Below are 16,071 nucleotides of genomic sequence, written 5' to 3'. Positions count from 1 at the left end.
GATTTGCCAGTCAATCGCCTGCTAAAGGAACTATCGTGTCAAAGCGGGCCTGTTTTATTTTGCCGAATAATTCCAAATCCAATTGCTCTTAAACTTATCAATTCGTCCAAGTCCGGGAAAATCAAAATGAAATGCATTGACAAGCATGTTGTCTTTATAGGCCAATTCGAGTAGTTTAATCCTGGACTGTTTCGCCTGCTCGTGGCTTAAATCATAATTGGTGCGCCAATCGGTTCGCCCGATATGAAGCGGATGAAGAAAGGCATCCGATATATACAATAAGTGTTCATTTCCGGAATGAACGATCAGGGCAATTTGTCCCGGAGTATGCCCCTCAGCCTTCAACGCCGTAATGCCTGGGAGAAGTTCTACCCAATCGCCCCTGATTAACTGCAGGTCGTGCCCTTTGAGTGTTGTAATATTCTTTTCGATAAAAAGCTTAAACTGACCCGGCTGCTCGTCGGACCTTGATGAGTGCCAGTAATTCCATTCGTCTTCATGCATATAAAATCGGGCATTGGGAAAATTCAACTGCCCGTTTTCTGAAAATAGTCCTCCGATATGATCGGGATGGAAATGTGTAATGATCACATCAGTAATCTCACCTGCTGTAATCTTTTCCTGCTGTAGCAACTGCTGCAATTGTCCTCTGAATAATACAGAATCACCTCTGACAGTAACAGGCTTTTCTGAAAAACCAACACCCGTGTCGATGAGTATTTTCTTTTTCCCCTGCTGCAGTAATACGGCAATAAAAGGCGAAGGAATATTGTCCGGCGTTACCTGGTGTTTATCTAATGCGGCAGCCAACTCCTCCTGGCTGGCATTAATGAAAAAATCCTTAGCCTGGTAACGGAACATAAAATCCCGAAACACCGTACATTTAAAAACTCCGATGTTAAAGCTAACAACATCTTCAATGCTGCGAAACCCTGTATTGAACATCCCCAACCGGGTCGGCTGCATCAATGGCAACACCCCAAACAGGGTGCTGCTGTATTTAAGGAAGCTTCGTCTTTGCATGGTTTGGTCGATTACACTGTATGAATCTGCCCCGACCTCAGTCAATTAATATCACCAACAATTGATTGTCCTACTATTAAAAATGGAGTTTAAATATCTCCGCTTTATTATCGGTCCGCCTTACCTGTCGAAATAACATTGAACCAGGCATCTTCATCAATAGCTTTAAGCATATCCAACATCTTTTTGGTGCTTACCAGCAGACTTCGAATATCAGGATATGATTTAACCGGGGCGTAGAATGCATTGTAAAAAAAAGAAGTATACATGTTCTCGAGCATTATTTTTTCTTCCAGCGGCATACGGCCAGCCTGAAAACGCTGGGCCAACCGGTCCAAACAGGTAGTCCATGCATCCTGCAACAGGCATTTAGCTAATATGGCTGTCTCCACATTGATCAAAGTCGGGGCAATCGCTAAATCGGAGGTCATAATAAGTTAAATTCAACATTTAAGTCAAACTATCACTAATTTCTTTTGCTACAATGTGTCATCAGACAGCAATGGAAACAATGTTAAAATAGATATTTATTGATAAATTCCATATTTATCAAACGTTTTTTACAGCGAAAGATTAAAAAATCTTTTCATGGAAAAGTGGGTCTATACGGTATTATGTTTCGTGCAGGGTGGGTATACCGTTCTCACAGCGTTGTGGGCACTTGTGGATATCAAGAGTTTCATGGCCGTACGGGCCCGAAAACTGATATTTGGCTGGTAAAAACGGTAGCCGCATTGCTGGTCCCGATCGGTACCGGTATCCTGCCTGGCCCGCTTTTAAAAAGGGACTTTTGGGTAGTGTTGCTGTTAGGCACATTGACTCCGGCTGGTTTAGCCATAATCGACTTTATTACACGGCCTGGGGAACCATTAGATGGATCTATCAACTGGATGGCTTTATAGAACTTGTATTTCTGTTTGCCTGGCTATTTTTGCTGAGCCGGTTGAAGAAAATTTGAAACCTGCTGCCGGTGTCCCTCCTTCTTCCTTAAAAGTCAATCTTAAAGTTTCACTTTGTTTTTACTGGTATAGCTATTTTAGCATCTGCGGGCAGACCGAACCTCTTTCAGTCTCCAAAAAAAGCCGGGCTATAAACAACCCGGCTTGCCGCTAAATTGTAATCACTTTCTAATCAGGCGTCATCGTCCTCGGTATTGTCTTCCTGTTCAGCCTTCCAGTTGATGCTGCCTTCTGCAATTTCTGTAAGGCCGGCGTCTGTTTGTTTTTCTTCTTCCAGGGTAGAAGTTAAAATTTCTGCTATTTCTGTCTTACCCATGGTAGTGGCCAGTTGAGCCAATCCACCATAAGTGGCTATTTCATAATGCTCGACCTTTTGAGCAGAAATAATAATTCCCGCATCCCTGGTCATACTCCCTTCTTCGGTCTCCTCCACCACGGTATCTCCTTCCTTAAGCAATCCCTCCATAGCGTCGCATTTTTTTGCCTGCGCCTTCATACCCATCATTTCAAACACCTGCTCCAACCGGGCCACATGCTCTTCTGTCTGCGCCGTGTGTTCGTCAATAGCATCCTTAAGCTCCTGCGATGTGGCTGCCTTTTGCATTTTGGGAAGAGCCTTTGTCAAATGTTTCTCAGCCCAATAAATATCTTTCAGCGAATCCGTAAAAAACTTTTCCAGCTGAGAATTGGATTCATTACGTGATGAAGAACCAGTTGATTTCCTGGTTCGCACGGTAGCTGACTTCCTGGCTTTTGTGTTTGGCATCACTATATCATTTATTTGTTTAAAAAAAATGTTCAATCATTAAAAAGGGCACAAACGATATGCCATGAGTGATCCTTGTTTAATATACAACTGACCGGGTGATAATGGGGAGTTTGTTGCACGATAAGTGAGTAAAGCCATCGGTAGTTTCAGCCATAATCGAAAGTAGTCACAAGTCATCTTGCAGTAAATTATGTAACATTCACAGGTATTGTGATAGTAATTAAAAAATAGCCCGGCTGTTTTATTTTACCATCCCCAAAATTTTAGACGACCCGAACCTGGATGCCGCAGTGCCGGGGCGGCTGGCCGAACCAATACAGCGGGTAAAACTTTTCCTTTTTTGTGGATAATCATAGATTTGTCCATCATCATTTTTTTGTAACTTTTAAATACTAAAATCCATGACAGGATAAGTAGCCAGCTCATTATGTTAGCGTTCGATGTTTTATATGAAAATCTATTGAAATGAACATCATCGAAGAAAATGTAAATCAGCTTCGCCATGAGATAACCGAGGAAGAGGCAAAGGTCAAAGAAGCGATCCAGCAAGGAATTGTATTTGAGGAAGTCAAAAAAATGAACCGGTACATAAAAATTCTGAAGGCTCGGCTCGGGCATCTTTTGAAGGAAACGGATCCCAATAGCCAATAAAGCTTTTGACCTTTCTTCTTTATTGCGGTTACAATTGCAATCAATAAGATCCTATAAACAGGAATAATTCCTGCAAGGCGATAATCTATTTGCCCTTAACTGTCACATTATATTCAAGATCAACCTTGTCTTTTAAATCCGGGTTGGCGTCCCCGGTGATAGTTAAATATGAATTATGATTTCTTCCATTAAAAAAAAAACGATCCGATTTAACATATTTTCTAAGCCAGGCATCTCAATAAAGAGCATGTCTAAATAAACAACGTTTTAGCGACAGTATTTTTTCTAGCTATGCGACCCGGTTATGGGATGTTCATTTGATAGAACTAAAAATACATTTGTACCAGATGTCCTGACCGGGTAAGTATTAATAGATTTTTCGGCCGGACCTGCCATGACCCTGCCGGTATGTACATCGAATTGCGATCCATGCCAGGGACATTGCACTGTCCGGCATATCATAGAACCCGCAGCTAATGAACCACCCCGATGCGGGCAACGATCGTCAAATGCCGTATATCCTTTTTCGGTTTTGCAAATCACAATTCGTTTGCCCTGTATATGAACGAGCTTCATCTGATTAACTTTTAATTCATTAATTCCGGCCACTACAACTTCGCCATTTGCTTCGCTCACATTTTTATACTCCTCCTTCCATTTACCGGCGTAGGCATACCGTATATCAACTCCTATCTGGTTGCGATAGACCAATGTACCTCCCAGCCAACCTGCAATACCCAAAAGAACAACGCCGGCTATTTCCAATCCAATTATTGCGCCGATGGATACTCTATTATCTGTTCGTGCCAACAATGCCAAGCCAAAAATGGCCAGCACTATTATATTTATGAGGGCATGTTTAATGGCTCTTTTTTTGGCCGAACTCTTGGGCGGAACAACGTAAACGAAATCAATTACACCAGGAATCGCAGCCAACAAGGCAAAGGCAAGTCCGGCCATCAGTAAATACATCGCCGTGCTGTGAAAATCATTTCGGTCATATACAAGTCCCAGTACATCAAAAAATAAAGTACCCACAAAAAAGGCTATTGGGAAACCAACCAAAATGGGATGTAACGGGTGACCTTTGATATGGGCTTTACTTTTCATTTGAAATTTTAGTTGCTCCTTTTACTTCCTGCTGACGGAATCCTGGGCAAAATCATTTAACAGCCGGACTGTGCTTATCCCCCAGCCAATCTGTCGAAAAAAATTGACTCTGATAATATAGTCAGCGATAAAATTGTATACAACTGTGAGCTATATAAAACCATTCGAAAAATGGGCCAATTCGGCTGAAAATCCATGAAGGGCATACCCTAAAACCCAATTCCGTAACGCTGTACTTTTTGAATTCAAACCCGGATATTTCGGTATAAATTCCACATTATGAATCGCCGGACCAGGCATGTGCTACATTTCGCTGTCATGGTTGGAGAGTCTGTAGCCAGGTTGGTATCATAATTGTCGCAGATTAAATAAAATTCTACGGTGGTTAAAACCCATAGCCTGGTTCTCTAACCTTGTTTTTTCAATAGTATTGATCCTTTAAATTTTTTTTATGCCCATTGTAAAAGTGATAGAAGTAATAGCATCTTCTGCAAAGGGTGTTGATGATGCCATCCAAAATGCTGTGACTGAAGCAGCAAAAACAATCCATAATATTGACTCTGTGTTCGTAAAAGACATCAAGGCACATGTTAAAGATGGCCGGATAGTTACATATGGGGTAATTTGTAAAATTTCATTCCGGCTTGATCCGGATAGAGCGGAATAATAAAAGCCAGCTTAGCATATGAAAACGCTGCTCATTTGCACGGATTTTTCAGCATCCGCAAAGCACGCCGCCAGGTACGGATGCATGCTGGCAAGTCATTATAAATTCCGTCACATTGTTTTGCTTCATGCCTACCAAACAATGGTGCCTACCACCGTCCTGCCTCTTGAGAATACCCCTTATAAGGATTCTTATGACGTTTCATTGAGGCAATTAAAAGATCTGCAAAAAGAATTATCCGGGTTAACAGATAATGACATTATAATCAGAACAAGACTGGAAGCTGTTTCATTGGGTGAAAGCATTAATGATATCTGCAAAGAAGAAGAAGCAGACATGGTAGTAATGGGTATTACCGGCAAATCAAAATTTGAAAAATTATTTGTTGGGAGTAATGCTGTCACTGTTTCGCAAACCAGCAAGTATCCAGTGCTTATTGTTCCGGCTGAAGCACCCATCGAACCGATACGCAGTATCCTGTTTGCTTGTGATCTTAACGAAGTAACAGCAACAATACCCCTTGATTCATTGGATAAAATTCTTGCGTTTTTTTATGCGCCTTTATTTGTGGTGAATGTAGATAATAAAAACCGGCATTTTTCACCACAAACACCGGAAGAAATGTACCATCTGCACCACATTTTCGACAAGTATAGACCCCAATATGCATTTATCGATAGAGAGGATATTACCAGCGGTATAATCGATTATGCTGAAAAAAATTATATCTCCCTGATCATCACTGTTCGCAGGAATTACAATTTTATCCAACAGCTCTTTCACCGCAGCAAGACAGAAAAGTTGATCTATCAATCAATTATACCTTTATTAATTCTTCATGAATAAAGATGCGGCTTAATAGCGGGCGACACGTTTTATGGTTGGAATGCCTTGCATGCACTTCCGGAACTATAAGAATCTATCATCCGGTGCATCCTGCCTTACGATTAGAAAAGCAAAGAGAGCTGGTATAATACCATCTCTTTTTTTTATAACACGAAATCAATTGCTTTTATCCAACCTGCTTTCAAGCTTTTGGGAAGCATCATAGTGAGATTGCAAAACAGGCAATGTCTTAGCGATAATTTTTTTGAGCGTAGTATCATTATCAATCTGCCGGTGGGCCTTTTCAAATCGATTCAATAAGTGCAACTGGTTATCGCCTACTTCATCAGCCCATTCTTCATCCCATTCAACACCGGCTTTTTCCCTGATGGTAACTGCATTGGAAGTATCCGGATCAGGCAGGACAATATTGTTCTTTTGAGCATACTCCCTAAGCTCATTACTTAGGTTCTTATGATCCGGCAGCATCTTTTGTGCAGTTGATTTGACCTCCTGGTCCATGCCTTTGCTGACTCCGGCATTTAACAGTAGAATTAATCTTGCATTGTTGTCATCTGCTATGTCCGTCACGAAGTCCTCTTCCCCGGTCTCACGGGTACTTCCAGTAACTGTGGTATCAGCTCCTGACCTGTTAACACTTCCATCATTATTGCAGGTTACAAAAACCAGTATTGCAGCAGCCGGGATAAAATTTAACTGCCTGGTTGTTTTCATACAATAAAAATTTTAATGTCTCCAAAATCTAATCTGCTCAATTAAAGGCGTTATAAAAACTGTGCCGCTTGTAACCGATTTATAGAGAGTATGCCTGTTGTCATGCTTGCACAGCAGCAGTTATATAAGGATATCTTTTACCTATTTGCAATTTTTTCCCAAATTTTAGAAAAGCAAAAAGATACTCCTGCCTAAGTACTGCTGCCTTTTTTGGTCTGCAAATTGTTTTAAGAGTAAATAATCTGGTTCAGGTAGTTATTGGTCCCTCAAAAAGAAAGGATGAAGAAATTGCCCTTACTTGTTTCATTATCCGCACTTACAATTCTTGTTAGTCTCTACTTTATTATCCCTTCTTTTCAAAATTTTATCAGGGAAGCCTTTGATATATTAACCAGCGACGATGAAGAACGGATAGGCGAATGGGTGGCCAGGTTTAAGTTATTTGGCCCTGTTGTGATCATACTGATCATGGTCCTGCAGATGTTTCTCTTTATTGTGCCCAATGTATTTGTAATGATGGTTGCCATCATCAGCTATGGACCTTTCTGGGGTGCTGTGATTTCTTTTTTGGGAGTTTTCGCATCCTCATCAATAGGATATCTGATTGGCAACCGCTTAGGCCCCGTGACTGTGCATAAGTTAATGAGCGAGAAGGTACAGAAGAAAACAAGTGAATTTATCAGGCGATATGGGGTAACTGCAATTGCTATTACCCGTATTTCATCTTTTTCAAACGACTCATTAAGCATTGTTGCGGGCCTTCTAAAAATGAGGTATAGCAAATACATACTGGCCACCCTGGGCGGCATCACGCCACTAATAGTATTACTGGCTATTTATGGAAAAAATGGCAAAATTTTAAGTTCGTTGATCTGGATTGCAGTCATCTCTTTCATTATTCTGATTATTTACATCATCATTGATAAAAAGAAGAAAAAGAAGAAGGCTACAAGCCCGGTAAAAATTTGAATAATAATTTTAATCCTGGCAGAAGGAGTAATGAAACGCTATTACTCTTTTTTATACTTCAATTGATTCAGAGATATGAATAATGATGAATAGGTTCACTATTTTTAAAAGAAATGCTGCTAAAAAATCATTGCCCGGAAGATAACCTGTAGGAAACAGCAGGCAGTTAAACAGTTGGAATTACGCTTACCAGGATTATTCTCAGTAGTTGGCAAAGCTCAAATACTTTTATACCTAATTTGATGTGTTTTGGAAAATTTATTCCGAACCCAATCCCTAATCATTACGAAACTTTTGTCACTGCATTTCATTCGATAAAAAATAACTCCTGCAGAAAATAGTGTAAGCAAGCCTATTACCAGGATTGAAGCATTAATTCCAAATGTGTCGGCAATAATGCCGGTGAGAATGGCCCCAATGGCATAACCCAGATCCCGCCAAAGCCGAAACACCCCCAAACTATTAGCCCTGTCTGCAGGATGCGTATTTTCAGCAACCGTGGCGAGAAATGTAGGATATACCATTGCCGTACCCCAGCCAAGAATAGCAGAAAGAGCAATAAAGTGCGGCATGTTATCAGCAAAAAGCAAAGCAACTAATGCCAATCCCTGCAATATCATTCCAAGGAAAAGCAAATCCTTTTTGCAGAAGTAGTCGGCCATTTTTCCTGTAAACAATTGGCCTATTCCCCAGACCGCGGGATAAATAGCAGTTATTATTCCAATCTGTCCGATACTGAAGCCTTTTGATGCCAATAAAATTGGAAATAACCCCCATGCCATCCCATCGTTTAAATTGTTGACCAAACCAGCCTGGGTAACAGATCCAAGATTTTTATGCTTCCAGGTTGTCTGCCAGAAAATATTTGACAACCTGGGTATTTTACTGGTAGTAGTTTCTACTGCGACGTGATGTTTTGTATCCTTTATCAACAACCAACTCGAAAAGAAACCAAAAAGGGATAACACCACGCCGATGTAAAAGGGATAAGGCCGAAGACCATACTCTGACGCAACCCAACCTGTAAGAAAAGCAACCAATGCAACGGAAATATAACCGGCAAATTCATTTAGCCCCATTGCAAAACCTCGTTGCTTCTCACCAACCAGGTCAATTTTCATTACTACCGTACTGCTCCAGGCTAAACCCTGATTGATGCCCAATAAAACATTGGCGGCGACAATCCAGTTCCAGTTATCGGCAAACATTAATATAAAAGGAACCGGAATGCCAATCAGCCAACCAATAGTCAATAGTTTTTTTCGTCCCAATCTATTTGCCAGGGCGCCGGTGAAGTAATTCGTAATTGCTTTTACTATTCCAAAAACTACAATGAATGAAAGAATCGCTGTTTTCGCAGCTATATGAAATTCAACATCTGCAATCCGGGGAAGGATACTTCTTTCCAATCCGATCATGCCGCCAACGAAAGCATTAATGATTACCAGCAACGTAAACTGCTTCCAGTTTTCTTTTAATCCTAATTGTACTTGTTTCATCCTGAGATATTTTCAACTTGAAATAAACTGAGCATCCGGAATCCCGTCGTTCTTTTCTCCATAGCTTCTCAGATACCCTGACAATATTATTTATCTGATAATAGAGTGTCCTTTATATTTATGATACAGCACAGCGGTTTGCGCCAGCTTCCAGTTCAAACGATTCATTGTTGGAAAATTCACCAGCCAGGTTTTTTTCTACGATCGACAAATAATTTGCAGGAGTTGGTGGTATTTTTTGCAAAAGCCCGTTGATAAAATCATTTTCACTGCTGCTTAATAGGGCTATGTTTTTCTTTGCTTCACCAATTGTCGTGCTGATCATGACGCCATCAAAATCTACAGGTTTATTAATGTGAGCAGGAAGTATCAATACATTATCAGGGAGTGAAAGTAATTTCCTTAAGGAGTGATATAATAAGCCGGCCTTAATCCGGCTTTCTTCGATGCTGGCTTTGAGATCAGGCCTGCCGACTCCGTTTGTGAAAAGTGTATCGCCTGTAATCACAATAACATTCTCAATATAAAAGCTATAACTTTCTAAGGTATGTCCTGGAGTATGAAGGGGTTTTAAAGTAACTGCCCCAATTTTAAACCTTGTATCTTCAATTATTGGATTGTGTGGAAACTGCACCTTATTGGGACCAGGAAGGAAAAGCGGAACTTTAAAGAGATCAGCTACTTGTTTAGACCGGGAGAGATGATCTGCGTGAATGTGTGTCTCAATGACGTACCTGACAGAAAGCTTATATTGATTTATCAGTTGCTCATAAATCTGTGGAGGAATAGAAGCGTCGATAATAATCGCTTCATTGTTTGAGAAAATTATATAAGAAAGGCACCCTTTTCCGGTGCGTCTTACCTGCAATACTTCAAAATCCGAAAACTGCTTTTGAGCTACATTCCAGGCCCCGCTCCAGGCCTTCATCCCTCCCTGGAGGGAGTAGGCATCAATACCTTTTTCCCTTAAAGCATCGGAGGCAATTTGGCTTGTTCTGCCTGCAGCGCATACTGTTACCACTTTTGAATTATCCGGAATCCCGATTTCGTCCAAAACGGACTTATCCCCCTCATTCAAACGTTTATAAGCATCCAGGTAATGACTGTCCGGTATTTGCCATTCCTCCCGCTGCTCTTTTGGTCTTATATCTAAAACAAACACCGGCTTTTTTTCTTCAAGCCATATTCTTAGGGTTTCAGCATCAATCTTCATTTCTTTATTTTTCATATTAACATCATTAAGAGTTGGTTACTTCAATTGGCAATCCTTTCAGTTTCCAATCGGGAAAACCTTCAAAAAGGCGTTTGGCTTTAAACCCTTTCTTTATAAGCAGGGTGACAGCTTCATCCGCAAAAACACAAAACGGGCCCCTGCAATAGGCAATATATTCCTTATTCTTAGCCAGCTTTTTGAGTTTAGCTGACAATTCTTCGACCGGGATATTAATGGCATCGGGAATATGCCCATTGTTATATTCCCCCACCGGCCGAACATCTAATAAGACAATATTCTTTGATTTTAGCCTGTTCAATAGTTCATCTATTTTTACTGCTTCCAGGATATTACGTTTCTCCCTGAAATCTTTAATCAGCTTTTCCATCTCTGCCATTCTTTCCAGCCCTAATTCCCTCAATGTTTGCCAGGACTTATAAATTTCTTCATGGCTTAGCCTGTAATGAATAAAATTCCCTCCGCGCCTTATTTCCACAAGGTTGGCTGCCTTCAACACCTGTAAGTGCTGCGATGTATTGGCAACGGACATATCGGTATCAATTGCTATTTCCTCCACTGATTTTTCACCCTGGCCCAGCAGGTCAATAATCTCAAGCCGGTGCGGATTGGCCATCGCTTTAATCATATTCGCCAGGATGGAATACACTTTGTCCTTAAAAATTCTTTTTTCCATAATTAGTAGAAATATTGCTCAAAAATAAGTAAATTCAACTATTCAATAAAATTATTGAATAGATAGGTGAAGCGCAACTTTTCTTCCTATTATGCATGATCGTCTTCTAAAAAATAAAAAAGATTATTATGGAACCAATTGCAACCAGTCAGCTTGATACTGCGGACCTTGAGCAAAAAGTAAAAAATATGTATCGCGATGTAGCGTTGCACCCCGAACAGGAATATCATTTTGCCATGGGTCGCCAGCTTGCGGAAAAACTCGGCTATTTACAAATAGACCTGGACCGCATTCCTTCTCCCGCAATAGAATCGTTTGCCGGTGTGGGCTATTTTTTTGATTTGGCATCCATTAAAGAAGGAGAAACGGTACTCGACCTGGGCAGCGGGTCTGGCACGGATGCGTTCATAGCAGCTTTGAAAACTGGAAATTCCGGACAAGTGTGGGGTGTGGATATGACCGATGAGCAATTGGAAAAATCGGAACGTTTGCGTAAGGAAGCTGGTATTGAAAATGTTTCTTTCCGGAAAGGCTATATCGAAAAACTTCCTTTTGCCGGTCAAAGTGTGGATGTAGTGATCAGTAATGGTGTGATTAATTTATGCTCCGATAAGGAAAAAGTTTTTAAAGAAATCAGCAGGGTTCTAAAACCCAATGGCCGCCTGGCTATAGCTGATATTGTAACCGAAAAAGAGTTGCCGCAAAATGTTGTCGGCAATGCCACACTGTGGGCATCCTGTATAGGCGGCGCCAGCCAGCAGGATAATTACCGACAAGCCATTGAAAAAAGTGGATTACAATTACTGAAGGTTCGAACTAACCCCTCTTATCATTTTTTATCCAAATCAGCCAAAGGTGCGTCAAAAGACTATGGCGTAAAAAGCGTATCGCTATTCGCACAAAAAAAATAAAACTATGGATGCAGACAAAGAACTGCTGAAAATTAAAATCCCATGTTATGCAACGCCTTTTAAAATTTCTAAGCGGTATGTGTATTTTTTTTGCTACCGTTGCTTTATATGCACAGGATGAGCAACCCTTGATTGGCCAGCCGGCTCCTTTATTTGAACTTAAGGGGATTGACGATAAAACATATTCATTGGGCCAATTGAAAGGAAAGTATGTAGTGATTCACTTTGCAGCAACCTGGTGTCCTTTTTGTAATGCAGAAGCACCATTCCTCGAAGAACTTCACCAAAAATACCGGAACAAAAATGTGCAGGTATTTATAATAGATGTAAAAGAAGATAAGAACCTGGTCGAAAAGTCGCTGGCCCGTTTCCACTTTTCATTTCCTGTATTACTGGATACGAATGGAACAGTATCAGTAAAATATGCGCCCGAAGAGGTACAACCGGCTCTTGCAAGGCACGAAGTGCCGATTGCCTCTAACCTGATAATTGACAAGGAAGGAAAAATAAGGTTTTATTCTTTGCTGAATACAGTAAGTTTTGATGCAAAACTTACCAAACTAAAACAAAAATTGGATGAATTGCTGAAAGATAAAAACTGATGATGGTACATTGGCCTTTAATATTCCTGTTTCATTTTTTTCCTTTCAATAATCAAAGCGGCGCTGACAGTATTATAAAATTAACAGCGCCGGAAGTTATTGTTCATGCCGGGGAAAATGCAACAATAAATGTTTATGTTGTTGTAAAGAAGGGATTTCATATCCAGTCCCATGAAGTAATTGACGAATTTATAGTACCTACCACGCTTGAAATGAATACAGGAGAAATAATAACGACAGGCAAATACTCATTTCCCCCGGGAAAAAAATTCAAACTGGAAGGAACGGATAATTATCTGTTGGTATATGATGGAAACTTCAAAATTACAATACCATTTAAGGCAAGTGAAAAAATTCAAAAAGGAAAATATCCATTGTATGCCAAACTTCGCTACCAGGCATGTGATTCCAGAACTTGCTTTTTCCCTAAAAGCATTGATTTTATAATTTCTGTAACAGTACTATAGCATAATACTACTACTTAAATAGCTAGTTGAAATCATATGAATATTAATTTTTAAATCGCCGATGCAATACCAGGAGTATGATATAGGACCATCATTAACACCTTTCGTGAAAGTAATTTGGCCGATGGGAAAGTAATGTCCACCAGTATCAACATTCCAATAAACAGGCTTTTATTGTTTTTTGTGGTTTGATCTTTTACTCCGTTGACGTAACAATAAATTTCCGCCACTATGGTGACTTACCTTTTGATTACCGGATATCAAAGTTGTGATTGAATAAATACAGGATAGCATTTCCTAAGCAAAAAAGAAAAGCCATACGGATGCCCTTTAATTCCTCCCCCAAAAGTGGAATTTTCACTTCCCTTATCTCTTTTTACCTTTCCTATCTAAAACCATTGTCATGAAATATTTTCTTTCAATGCTGCTGCTCTGCCTGGCAGGCAATGTAGTTGTTGCGCAAACCTGCAAGGATTATTATTATCTCCAGAATAATAAGACTATCGAAATGACCATCTATAACAAGAAAGGGAAAGTAGGTGGCAAGATGACTTATGCAATATCCGATGTGTCTACAGCGGGCGGTACAACTACAGCAACGGTTAATTCGGATTTTACCGACACAAAAGGAAAAACTATTTCAAAAGCCAGCAACAGGGTGAGCTGTACCGGCGGCGTGCTGATGATGGATATGAAGATGTTCATCCCTTCAGCCCAGCAGCAGCAAATGGGCAATGCCTCGGCATCTGCCAGCAATGTGTTCATTGAATATCCCTCCAATATGAAAGAAGGCGATGCCCTTAAAGACGGCCGGTTTAGCATGGATTTTAAAATGGAGAGTGGGCTTGGCGGTAATGTATCCATTGTGATCACCGACCGGAAAGTAGCGGGTAAAGAGTCTATCAACACGCCTGCCGGAACCTGGGAGGCCTATAAGATCACCTACCAAAGCAAAACAACCATGAAGATTGGGATTGGTATTCCTATCAATATGGACGTAACAGAATGGTATGTTCCGGGATTTGGTGTGGTGAAAACGGAATCGGGAGGTGGCAAAACGGAGATTACAGCTATACGGTAAGGAAGATAATATATTCTCTTTCGCAAGGATTTTTCCATGTCAATTTCCCTTAAAACCACTCTGTAAAAAACGAAAAAGCGGCAATCATTTTATCTGCTGCCGCTCAAAATCTAATTCTGTTTTGCTTTTTCAGGAAGACCCCAATTAGACAGGGCAGTTAAGAACCAGATTCAAATATTGCATTATTCTGCAGAATGATGCTCATGCAATTCTATTCTTTTTAAATCAGCAATAGCCGGCCCATTGATCACCTTACCTTCTTTGGTAAACCTGGAACCGTGACAGGGGCAATCAAATGATTTTTCATCAGCATTCCATTGCAACACGCAGCCAAGATGCGGGCATACTGCACTGAAAGCAAACAATTCATTATTTTCATCTTTATAAACCGCAAATCTTTTCAATCCCTTACTCAAAATCGCACCTTCTCCGGCTTTTAGTTCATCGGTTTCATGAACGTCCGCTTTTACAAAATAGTCGGCATATTGAGCTGCCATATCTGCCATCTCTTTTAAATATTTCCCCGGAACTTTCAGCGGTAATCGTTTTGGAGAATAGATTTTTTCCCAGGCATTTTCCTTGCCCTGGATCAGGTCTGAAATTAAAATTCCCCCAATGGTACCATGCGTCATTCCGTTACCTGAATCACCTGTTATTATATAAACATTTTTATTCCCGGGATTTTTTCCAATGAATGCCATGTAATCAAGCGGCTCCAACACCTGTCCCGACCATTTATAAATAATTTCTGTCATCATCGGAAAATGTTCTTTGGTCCAGCTGATCAAACGATCATAGCGGCGCTCTTCCGGGATATTTTCATCATCAGCCTGGCCTGTTTTGTGGTCTTCACCTCCGGAAATGAGTAAGTCAAATTCCTCATCATATTGTTCGGTGCGAACATAGTGGTAAGGTGCGGTGTACCATTTTGAGTGCTGGTTGCCGGTATCCCACCACATTGCAGGTTCTACAGTTCCCTTTGGAATTTTTGCTCCAATTACATAGGTGCGAAAAGGAAATTGTTTCGTATGCATGGCCACCATATTATTCACTGGTGAGTTGGTAGCTACCACAACATGTTGTGCCGAAACCTTAAAGCCATTGCATTTCGCACCGCCATCATCAATATCCGTTGCTTTTGTTTGGGTATAAATCGTTCCGCCAAGTCTCTCAATTGCATTGGCAAGACCATTTAAGTATTGCATGATATGAAACTGGCCTTGCCTGGGAAAACGAATGCAGGGGCCGCTTTCAGAACTGATACCGGGAATTTGATCGAGCCATTCCGTACGCAGCCCGGCTTTCCTGGTGGCTTCAAATTCTTTTTGAAGATTTTCAATCTCATCAGAAGGATCGGGAAACAAATAACCACTTACACGTTTGAAATTACAATCAATGCTTAGATTGCCAACCGTTTCCTCTATCCAGTCAATGGCCGTAGTGTGAGATGCCGCAGCCAGCCTGCTGTCATCCTCTCCATATACTTCTTCAATTTGGAAATAGCGATCATCCAATGCACAGGTAAGATGCGCTGTTGTTCTACCCGTTTCACCACTGCCAATAAAGCCGTCCTCCACTAAAGTAATATTTCGTCCTGCCCTGGCAAGACAATAAGCGGTTGTAATACCTGCTATGCCGCCTCCAATGATCAAAATATCTGTGTCAATGTTTTGATTTAATGTTTTAAATTCAATGGGTTTCCTGGAGTCAATCCAGTACGAAATATTTTCTCCGGACGTTATGACGCTTCCTGCATTTGATTTTCCTGCCGTGCTCATTTCATGTAATTTAAAGTCGTTGAGTTGGTTGTTTCAATATTCAACACCCGCATGATGCTGCTGAAAAGACCACAAAGCGCATACCAGCCCATGAAACCCGGGCATAGCATTGTCCTTC

At 40.7% G+C, this 16,071-nt stretch carries 18 protein-coding genes; 9 read left to right on the top strand and 9 right to left on the bottom strand.

Annotated features, from left to right (window positions below; all coding sequences use genetic code 11):
- Window positions 1–54: 54 nt before the first annotated feature.
- Window positions 55–1,023 (bottom strand): MBL fold metallo-hydrolase, encoded by a 969-nt coding sequence (locus ACFEL9_RS08835; RefSeq protein WP_385888531.1) that lies wholly within the window; start codon window positions 1,021–1,023, stop codon window positions 55–57.
- A 107-nt stretch (window positions 1,024–1,130) separates the two neighbouring features.
- Window positions 1,131–1,454: a hypothetical protein gene (locus ACFEL9_RS08830; RefSeq protein ID WP_385888529.1), complete on the bottom strand. Its 324-nt coding sequence runs from the start codon at window positions 1,452–1,454 to the stop codon at window positions 1,131–1,133.
- 99 nt (window positions 1,455–1,553) lie between these two features.
- On the opposite strand from ACFEL9_RS08830, the gene ACFEL9_RS08825 reads away from it, so the two are divergent.
- On the top strand, window positions 1,554–1,925 hold the full coding sequence (locus tag ACFEL9_RS08825) for a hypothetical protein (protein WP_385888527.1): 372 nt from the start codon (window positions 1,554–1,556) through the stop codon (window positions 1,923–1,925).
- A 229-nt stretch (window positions 1,926–2,154) separates the two neighbouring features.
- On the opposite strand, the gene ACFEL9_RS08820 is transcribed toward ACFEL9_RS08825, so the two are convergent.
- Window positions 2,155–2,748, bottom strand: coding sequence for a YciE/YciF ferroxidase family protein (locus tag ACFEL9_RS08820; protein WP_385888524.1), 594 nt, complete (start codon window positions 2,746–2,748; stop codon window positions 2,155–2,157).
- Window positions 2,749–3,216: 468 nt separating this feature from the next.
- Here ACFEL9_RS08820 and ACFEL9_RS08815 point away from each other — a divergent pair, with 468 nt between their 5' ends.
- Window positions 3,217–3,402, top strand: coding sequence for a hypothetical protein (locus ACFEL9_RS08815; protein WP_385888521.1), 186 nt, complete (start codon window positions 3,217–3,219; stop codon window positions 3,400–3,402).
- A gap of 285 nt (window positions 3,403–3,687) precedes the next feature.
- Here the strand turns inward: ACFEL9_RS08815 and ACFEL9_RS08810 are convergent, their stop codons facing one another.
- Entirely contained in the window at window positions 3,688–4,512 is an 825-nt protein-coding gene (locus ACFEL9_RS08810) for a Rieske (2Fe-2S) protein (protein WP_385888518.1), read from the bottom strand.
- Between the two features lie 451 nt (window positions 4,513–4,963).
- Between ACFEL9_RS08810 and ACFEL9_RS08805 the strand changes: the two genes are divergently transcribed.
- Entirely contained in the window at window positions 4,964–5,179 is a 216-nt protein-coding gene (locus tag ACFEL9_RS08805; protein WP_385888516.1) for a dodecin family protein, read from the top strand.
- Window positions 5,180–5,197: 18 nt separating this feature from the next.
- Entirely contained in the window at window positions 5,198–6,025 is an 828-nt protein-coding gene (locus ACFEL9_RS08800; protein WP_385888513.1) for a universal stress protein, read from the top strand.
- 156 nt (window positions 6,026–6,181) lie between these two features.
- On the opposite strand, the gene ACFEL9_RS08795 is transcribed toward ACFEL9_RS08800, so the two are convergent.
- Window positions 6,182–6,739: a DUF4142 domain-containing protein gene (locus tag ACFEL9_RS08795; protein ID WP_385888511.1), complete on the bottom strand. Its 558-nt coding sequence runs from the start codon at window positions 6,737–6,739 to the stop codon at window positions 6,182–6,184.
- Between the two features lie 279 nt (window positions 6,740–7,018).
- Between ACFEL9_RS08795 and ACFEL9_RS08790 the strand changes: the two genes are divergently transcribed.
- Window positions 7,019–7,708: a TVP38/TMEM64 family protein gene (locus tag ACFEL9_RS08790; RefSeq protein ID WP_385888508.1), complete on the top strand. Its 690-nt coding sequence runs from the start codon at window positions 7,019–7,021 to the stop codon at window positions 7,706–7,708.
- Window positions 7,709–7,926: 218 nt separating this feature from the next.
- Here the strand turns inward: ACFEL9_RS08790 and ACFEL9_RS08785 are convergent, their stop codons facing one another.
- The 3 genes from ACFEL9_RS08785 to ACFEL9_RS08775 all read right to left on the bottom strand — a co-directional run bounded on the left by ACFEL9_RS08785 (window position 7,927) and on the right by ACFEL9_RS08775 (window position 11,114).
- Window positions 7,927–9,207 carry an MFS transporter gene (locus ACFEL9_RS08785; RefSeq protein ID WP_385888506.1) on the bottom strand — a complete coding sequence of 427 codons (1,281 nt, stop codon included), beginning with the start codon at window positions 9,205–9,207 and terminating at the stop codon, window positions 7,927–7,929.
- 118 nt (window positions 9,208–9,325) lie between these two features.
- Entirely contained in the window at window positions 9,326–10,435 is a 1,110-nt protein-coding gene (locus ACFEL9_RS08780) for an MBL fold metallo-hydrolase (protein WP_385888503.1), read from the bottom strand.
- 10 nt (window positions 10,436–10,445) lie between these two features.
- A complete protein-coding gene (locus tag ACFEL9_RS08775; RefSeq protein WP_385888500.1) occupies window positions 10,446–11,114 on the bottom strand; it encodes a metalloregulator ArsR/SmtB family transcription factor in 669 nt (222 codons plus the stop codon).
- Window positions 11,115–11,242: 128 nt separating this feature from the next.
- Between ACFEL9_RS08775 and ACFEL9_RS08770 the strand changes: the two genes are divergently transcribed.
- The 4 genes from ACFEL9_RS08770 (at window position 11,243) to ACFEL9_RS08755 (ending at window position 14,175) form a co-directional block, all read left to right on the top strand.
- The gene (locus tag ACFEL9_RS08770) at window positions 11,243–12,025 is read left to right on the top strand and encodes a methyltransferase domain-containing protein (protein ID WP_385888497.1); all 783 of its coding nucleotides are present in this window, start codon (window positions 11,243–11,245) and stop codon (window positions 12,023–12,025) included.
- Between the two features lie 47 nt (window positions 12,026–12,072).
- Window positions 12,073–12,627 (top strand): TlpA family protein disulfide reductase, encoded by a 555-nt coding sequence (locus ACFEL9_RS08765; protein WP_385888494.1) that lies wholly within the window; start codon window positions 12,073–12,075, stop codon window positions 12,625–12,627.
- Window positions 12,627–13,094, top strand: a complete 468-nt coding sequence (locus ACFEL9_RS08760) for a protein-disulfide reductase DsbD domain-containing protein (RefSeq protein ID WP_385888491.1) — start codon at window positions 12,627–12,629, stop codon at window positions 13,092–13,094. The genes ACFEL9_RS08765 and ACFEL9_RS08760 overlap by 1 nt, the downstream gene beginning before the upstream one ends.
- A gap of 403 nt (window positions 13,095–13,497) precedes the next feature.
- On the top strand, window positions 13,498–14,175 hold the full coding sequence (locus ACFEL9_RS08755; RefSeq protein ID WP_385888488.1) for a TapB family protein: 678 nt from the start codon (window positions 13,498–13,500) through the stop codon (window positions 14,173–14,175).
- Between the two features lie 182 nt (window positions 14,176–14,357).
- Here the strand turns inward: ACFEL9_RS08755 and ACFEL9_RS08750 are convergent, their stop codons facing one another.
- On the bottom strand, window positions 14,358–15,953 hold the full coding sequence (locus ACFEL9_RS08750; protein WP_385888485.1) for an FAD-dependent oxidoreductase: 1,596 nt from the start codon (window positions 15,951–15,953) through the stop codon (window positions 14,358–14,360).
- Window positions 15,954–16,071 lie beyond the last annotated feature (118 nt).

Source organism: Terrimonas alba, from assembly GCF_042434975.1.
Lineage (GTDB): Bacteria > Bacteroidota > Bacteroidia > Chitinophagales > Chitinophagaceae > Terrimonas_B > Terrimonas_B alba.
The sequence above is the reverse complement of the archived record's forward strand: the minus strand, read 5'-3'. Positions and strand labels throughout refer to the sequence as shown.